This window comes from Pseudoalteromonas sp. H71, from assembly GCF_001468485.1.
Classification (GTDB): domain Bacteria; phylum Pseudomonadota; class Gammaproteobacteria; order Enterobacterales; family Alteromonadaceae; genus Pseudoalteromonas.
This window is the reverse complement of sequence record NZ_LODI01000011.1, coordinates 67688-74970: the sequence shown is the minus strand read 5'-3', so window position 1 is coordinate 74970 and position 7283 is coordinate 67688. Positions and strand designations below refer to the sequence as shown.

General features: G+C 38.8%; 8 protein-coding genes. All 8 read left to right on the top strand.

The window, feature by feature from the left end:
• Positions 1-83: 83 nt before the first annotated feature.
• Positions 84-338 (top strand): hypothetical protein (locus ATS71_RS07240; RefSeq protein WP_235591437.1); only part of this gene is annotated, 255 nt, incomplete at its 5' end.
• Between the two features lie 101 nt (positions 339-439).
• Complete coding sequence (locus ATS71_RS07235; protein ID WP_058404213.1) at positions 440-745, top strand: hypothetical protein; 306 nt, start codon at positions 440-442, stop codon at positions 743-745.
• Positions 746-934: 189 nt separating this feature from the next.
• Positions 935-1348, top strand: a complete 414-nt coding sequence (locus ATS71_RS07230; protein ID WP_058404212.1) for a DUF4174 domain-containing protein — start codon at positions 935-937, stop codon at positions 1346-1348.
• A 131-nt stretch (positions 1349-1479) separates the two neighbouring features.
• Positions 1480-2436, top strand: a complete 957-nt coding sequence (locus tag ATS71_RS07225) for a kinase (RefSeq protein ID WP_058404211.1) — start codon at positions 1480-1482, stop codon at positions 2434-2436.
• A gap of 142 nt (positions 2437-2578) precedes the next feature.
• On the top strand, positions 2579-3208 hold the full coding sequence (upp, locus tag ATS71_RS07220) for a uracil phosphoribosyltransferase (RefSeq protein WP_058404210.1): 630 nt from the start codon (positions 2579-2581) through the stop codon (positions 3206-3208).
• Positions 3209-3346: 138 nt separating this feature from the next.
• A complete protein-coding gene (locus ATS71_RS07215; RefSeq protein ID WP_058404209.1) occupies positions 3347-4585 on the top strand; it encodes a uracil-xanthine permease family protein in 1239 nt (412 codons plus the stop codon).
• Between the two features lie 144 nt (positions 4586-4729).
• Complete coding sequence (locus tag ATS71_RS07210; protein ID WP_058404208.1) at positions 4730-6475, top strand: HAD-IIB family hydrolase; 1746 nt, start codon at positions 4730-4732, stop codon at positions 6473-6475.
• Positions 6468-7283: glycosyl transferase (locus ATS71_RS07205; protein WP_235591436.1), on the top strand; the 816-nt coding region annotated here is incomplete at its 3' end. The genes ATS71_RS07210 and ATS71_RS07205, both read left to right, overlap by 8 nt.

Here is a 7283-nt window from a genome sequence, read left to right as displayed (position 1 = left end):
GTGTTTGTTCATATGAAGATGCTGCATTTAGAGCTCGTCAGGTTTTTAGCTACATATTATCTTTAAAAAAATACTGTGATAGNGCAACCCAAGAAGAAATAAATGAGTGGTACTTAAGTAACAAACAGCTCATCGATAAAGCAGTTATCATCAGCAAGCAACCATTAAAAGAAATAGTAAAAAATACAGACGCGGCATTATGGCAATCTGAGAGCAGCATCAGAGTTAAAGAGTCTTGCTCATATGCTAAACGTAAAATACATAATACATCACCTTCGCTATTTGGTGGTCGAGTAGGTGAGTATTTGGATTCTTACGCACCTAACAAAGCAAATTAAAAAGTACGGACAAAAAACAGTTGGCTTTGTTCGTGCCTCTCAAATTATAGCCAACTATTTTTTGCCGTTTATTTGCGGCGTTAGTTTTCAAAAGTTAAGCTATGTGGAATCAAACTGATAATGGAGAAACCATTGGAACAATAGGTTCTGAAAGTGGTGAAATAATTAAGGACGAGGAGCATTCCAAAGGTGCTCGTCTAACTTTGGAAAAAGGTGGTGATATTGCACCATACTCAATAACAAGTGGAGTATACGGGTGCTTCTTTCATACAACTTATTTATCAACTCCAGAAGAGGGAGTAAACGAGTTGCATGCAATGAAAGCTGAAATATCAGAGTTCTTTAATACTGAAACAACAAGTGATGAAGAACATGATTGGATTATGGCGTTTGTTGGCAGGCATTGAAAACTAACAAGTGACGATGGTAAAAATCAACATATCACCCATCCTAAATCTTGCATTTTAAGCGGGTTAAAACAACAATCTCAACCACACAAATATTTTACAGTTATAAACGCTAAAAAATAAAATAAGCAAAACTACAAGGTTAAACAGAGCGTATTTAATAATTAAATTCTAATTTTAGGTTATGCTATGAGACAACTCAGATACCTTTTTTTACTTGCACTTGGCTTGTTTTCAAACGCCAGTGAAAGTGCTCTATTGAATGATTTTTCCACTTTACGATGGGAAAACCGGCTGATCATCGTAAATCAACCAACAGATCCAGATTACGTATTAAGCCTTATGAAAAATCACTCAGAGGGCATTGTTGACCGGCATATAGTATGGTTTATTTTAAAAGACAGTGAGGCTTTAACTAATTACTCTGGCCAATTATCCGAGTCATTTATGTCGAATATTAAACAGCAGTACCGACTGAAAAAAAATACTGTTACTTTAATAGGAAAAGATGGGGGCATTAAATCTCAAGGAAGCACCGTTGATGTTAAAGCACTCTTTTTGACCATAGACGCTATGTATATGCGACAACGAGAAATACAGTAAAAAAACTAAGATAGGTGTCATTTGAAAAAGAAAGCAGTGAACCCATCAAACTGTATGGTTTTTATTAAGTACTTTCACCTATAACTTCGTCTAATGTTAAACTACAAAAAAATTAATAACTTAATACAGCTATGACATTTTACCTCCCTTTATTACAGCCTCACTTTAAACATATTGAAATAGGTGAAACACTTACTTCGCTGTGGAGTGGGTGTGGCAGTATTGTTGAGTGCAGGCTTGATAATGTGCCTTGTGTTATTAAGGCGATTAAAATACCCAATCACATAAACCACCCTAAAATAAAACAAAGTAAGTTTGCATTAAAAAGAAAGCAGCAGTCTTACCATGTTGAGTATCATTTTTATAAGCTTTATAGCCATCATTTACCTAAAACAGCTAAGAGTATTGCATGTGTGAGTGCTATAAATTGTGGCGATGAGTATGCGCTAGTATTTAAAAATTTTACTCAGTTTGGGTTTACGCAAGCCAGCTCATTGCATATAAAGCCAATATTAAAGTGGCTTGCTCACTTCCATGCGTTTAATTTGAATAAGCAGCATGATGAGTTGTGGGGGCAGGGGTGTTATTGGCATTTAAATACTCGGCCAGATGAATTTAACGCGCTTATGTCAAACACTAATAACGAGTTTGATATAAAAGTAGTTGCTAAAAAATTAGCTTATCAGCTAAAGCACGCTAAGTATAAAACGTTAATCCATGGCGATGCTAAACTGGCAAACTTTGCTGTTAATTTAAATAATGAGATACGTGGGTACGATTTTCAGTACACAGGTGCTGGCGTTGGTATAGTCGATGTTATGTACTTTATGACGAGCTGCTTTAGCTGTGAAGAGTTATATGCTCATGCAGAAAACGAACTTGCATATTATTTCGATGAGCTAGAGCATGCGCTAGCTCTTCATCAACCAGATATAGCTGTGCACGCAGTAACAAATGAATGGAAAGCGTTGTGGTCTGCCGCATGGGCTGATTTTTATCGTTTTTTAGCAGGGTGGAGTCCAGAGCATTATAAAATAAATAGTTATATGCATGAGCAAGTTGTTCGTTGGTTTAAAACAAATAACTAAATTTTAAGTATTGTGTTGTGCATAAATATCAAACAAACACATATATTTGCGCACAATGTATGAGAATTGCTTTAAAACTACAGGTCAAATGGTCATTTTTAATATAAAATATCGCTAATTATTGTCTAAGTAGGTTTTCATCATGGCTATTCACGTTATTACTCATCCACTTGTTCAACATAAATTAGGTTTAATGCGTGCTTTCGGCATTAGCACTAAAAGCTTTCGTGAGCTGTGCTCAGAAGTTGGCACATTATTAACGTACGAAGCAACGAAAAATATTCCCCTTGAAGACAATGAAATAACCAGTTGGGACGGTAACAAACTTAACGTACAACATATTAAAGGCAAAAAAATTACGGTGGTTCCTATCTTACGTGCAGGTTTAGGTATGATGGATGGTGTTATGCAGTTGTTGCCTGCGGCTAAAGTGAGTGTAGTTGGCCTTCAACGCAACGAAGAAACGCTTGAGCCAATTCCTTATTTTGAGAAGCTGGTAGAGAACATTGAACAACGCCTTAGCTTAGTTATTGATCCTATGCTTGCAACGGGTGGCTCGATGATTGCCACAATCGACATGTTAAAAAAAGCAGGCTGTAAAGAAATTAAAGTGATTGTATTAGTTGCAGCCCCTGAAGGGGTAGAAAAAACCTTAGCAGCTCACCCTGATGTAGAAATATTTACCGCAGCGGTAGACAGCCATTTAAATGAAAAAGGTTATATAGTGCCTGGTTTAGGTGACGCAGGTGATAAAATATTTGGCACGGTATAGTCGCTATTGATAAGCGTTAATCGTTTTTGTGTTATAGGCAACGCAATTATAAAAGAGGCTTTCTGAGGAAGGCCTTTTTCGTGTTTGTTTACTAACTTTATAACGGCAAAAAGCAATAATTAAATTTAGGAGTGTGTAGTGAAAGGTAACGCAACGTTTTCAATTAAAACAATTTTAACTGGCGCACAAATGCTATTTGTTGCATTTGGTGCGTTGGTATTGGTACCGCTATTAACAGGGCTCGATCCAAGTGTTGCACTTTTTACAGCAGGTGTAGGCACATTACTATTTCAATTGGTGACTAAAGGGCAGGTGCCTATATTTTTAGCCTCCTCGTTTGCGTTTATAGCACCCATTATTGCTGGGGTACAAATGTGGGGCGTACCCGCTACGATGGGCGGGTTAATGGCCGCCGGCGTAGCTTATATGTTATTAAGCTTACTCGTTAAATTTAAAGGTGTCGCTACACTTCACAAAATTTTACCTCCGGTTGTTGTTGGCCCCGTTATTATGGTGATAGGTTTAGCGCTTGCGCCTGTTGCTGTTAATATGGCGATGGGTAAAACAGGTGATGGCAGTGTTCAGTTAATTGATTACAACAGTGCTATTTTAATTTCCATGTTTTCACTTGTAGTTACGCTTATTTTTGCAGTGTGGGGCAAAGGTGTATTTAAATTAATTCCCATATTAGCAGGCGTAATATCTGGTTATGGACTATCGCTTATGCTGGGTGTAGTGCAGTTTGAAGCTGTAACCAATGCACACTGGTTTGCTGTACCTAACTTTACTTTACCTGAGTTTAAATGGCAGGCTATTTTGTTTATGGTGCCGGTGGCTATTGCGCCAGCTATTGAGCACATTGGCGATATGATGGCGATAAGCCAAGTGACTAAAAAAGACTTTTTAAAAAAGCCAGGTTTGCACCGTACTTTGTTTGGTGATGGGTTAGCAACGTCTGCAGCGTCGTTGTTTGGAGGCCCGCCAAACACCACTTATTCAGAGGTGACTGGTGCGGTCATGCTGACTAAAAACTTTAATCCCAAAGTAATGATGTGGACCGCTATTATTGCGATTGCTCTGGCGTTTATTGCAAAAATGGGAGCCGGATTACAAACCATACCGGTGCCAGTTATGGGAGGAATTATGATTTTGTTATTTGGCTCGATTGCGGTCGTTGGATTAAACACCTTGGTTAAGTCGGGCGATGATTTAACAGCCCCTCGTAACTTAACTATTGTTGCCCTTATTTTAGTATGTGGCATAGGTGGTATGCACATAGGTAGCAGTCAATTTAGTTTAGAGGGGGTTAGCTTGTGTGCCGTTTTAGGTATAGTGCTTAATTTAGTACTCCCCAAAGTAGAGCAAAACGCTGCATAACTTTGCACATTAGTTAAAATATTTGCACCAAATTGGCGCGTTTAAAACGTGCCTTTTTTATAACCTATTAAAAAGGTTATAAAAATAATGTTGGTCTAGTCCCTGCATTTAGTACTCTGAACACTATGTATTTAAGGAGTTACTATGTCAGAGGCCAATATTGTGGATATAACCCCGTTTTTAGCAAAGCATCAACTGCCTTTAAAGTACCAATATTTAAGTGAGCAGTACTTTGTACCCCTTGCACATGATATTCTCGAATCAAAAAAATCATCAACTCCTCTTTTTGTTGGCATTAATGGTTGTCAAGGCTCAGGCAAAACAACCTTAGCTGACTTTTTAGTTACTTGGTTTAGTAACAACACCTCATTAAACACGATTGCGTTATCGATTGACGACTTTTACCTAGGTAAAGAAAGCCGCAAACAACTAGCCGAAGATGTGCATCCTTTGTTTGTAACACGTGGTGTACCGGGCACGCACGACACCGAGCTAATGAACACAACAATAACTAAGCTATTAGCTGGTGAGGTAGGGGTTGCATTACCGCGTTTTAATAAACATCAAGATGACTGTGTTGCAAAGCAAGATTGGGTAGCAACCACGGCCCCTATTGATATTGTGATTTTAGAAGGGTGGTGCGTAGGTAGCGAGCCTCAGCCGCTATTTTCTCTCAGTGAGCCACTTAATGAATTAGAGCAATTAAACGACAAAGAAGGTGTGTGGCGTCGGTGTATAAATAGCTGCTTAGCAAACGAATATAAATCTATTTTTAATAAAATAGATTACAAAGTCATGCTAAAAGCACCTAGCTTTTCTGATGTTTTTACGTGGCGAAAAGAGCAAGAACAAAAGCTAATAGCCAAAAATGGTGTTGGTGCTGGCACCATGACCGATGAACAGTTAGTTTATTTTATTTCTCACTTTGAGCGCATAACTCGTGAAAACTTAAACACATTGAGTCGCAAAGCAAACTCATTGATTGAACTTGACAGCAATCGCGACATAGCAAGCATGCACCTGACAAGTGACGATACGTTACAGCCTATTATTTTTACTGATTTAGACGGTACTTTACTCGATCATACCGATTACAACACAAGTAATGTGAGCGAATTACTTCAGCAGTTACAAAGTGCACACATTCCCGTGGTATTTAACACCAGCAAAACATTTTGCGAAGTGGTTGAAATAAAAAATGAGTTAAATATTCAGCAGCCTTTTATTGTCGAAAATGGCGCCGCGGTATTTATTCCGCAAAGCTACTTTGAGCTCAAGCCTATAGGTTGCAAAGAAGTCGGTGGTTATTGGTGTTACGCGTTAGCGTCGCCATTATCAAGCTTGTTGAGTGATTTAGACACATTAGATGCGCAATACAAAGCACATTATAAACTATTTAGTGAGCTAAGTAGTGAGCAGATAAGTGAGCTTACAGGTTTAAACAACGCGCAGGCTAGGCGAGCTCAAACCCGTGATTATTCAGACCCTTTATATTGGTATGGTAGTGATGAGTTGCTGAACACTTTTGTAAGTGATGTAACGACATTAGGCTACGACATAAAAATAGGGGGCCGATTTATTCATATTGCTAAAAATACAGATAAAAGCGCTGCTCAGCAGTGGTTAGTTAAACAATTTACCCAACATTTTAGAAAGCCTCTCACAGTAATTGCACTCGGTGATAGTGACAACGATAAGCAAATGTTAGAACACGCTGATATCGCCATCATCATCAATAACCCAAGCAGTAAAAAGCCGGTTAAATTATCACATAACAAGGCGCGTTATTCTCAATCGCCCGCGCCGCAAGGCTGGATTGAAGAAATAACGATACTGCCAAGCATTAGCAGCATTTTAAATACTATTGAGGAGCAAAAATCACATGGCTGATTTTTATCAAAATGGCATTATTACGACTTTGCATAACATTGCAGACAGACCCATTGAAGCGCTGGAAGAAGAGCTAGTAGGCTTTAGTAAACAGCGCCCTATGGGATTAATACTTCCTTCTTTATTTAGCGAATTGGAAGGCCCCGCACTTCAAAATATAATAAAAGAATTAAGAGAAGTGCCGTACTTATCACAAATAACAATTGGTTTAGATCGGGCCGATGAGCAACAGTACCGCCACGCACTCGGCTTTTTTAAAGAGCTGAACCAAAATCATAAAGTGTTATGGAACGATGGCCCGCGCTTGCAAGCACTTGACAAAGAGCTTCAAGAATTAGGCGTTGCTCCACGTGAACTCGGTAAAGGGCGTAACGTTTGGTATTGCATGGGCTATAAGCTCGCAACCGCTGAGGTTGAGTCTATTGCACTTCATGACTGCGATATTTTAACCTACGACAGAAGTTTACTTGCGCGTCTTATTTATCCGGTTGCACACCCGCGCTTTAACTACGAGTTTTGTAAAGGGTTTTACCCGCGTACAGCCAACGGCAAAATTAATGGCCGTGTATCGCGTTTATTAGTGACGCCTTTGTTACGTTCGTTTAAAACAATTTTAGGTAATACAGACTACCTTGAATATATGGATTCGTTTAGGTACCCATTAGCGGGTGAGTTTTCGTTTAGGCGTGATGTATTAAACGATATTCGTATACCAAGTGACTGGGGTCTTGAAATAGGCGTATTGAGTGAAATGTATCGAAACTATTCGCATAACCGTTTGTGCCAAGTAGATATTGCCGACAATTAC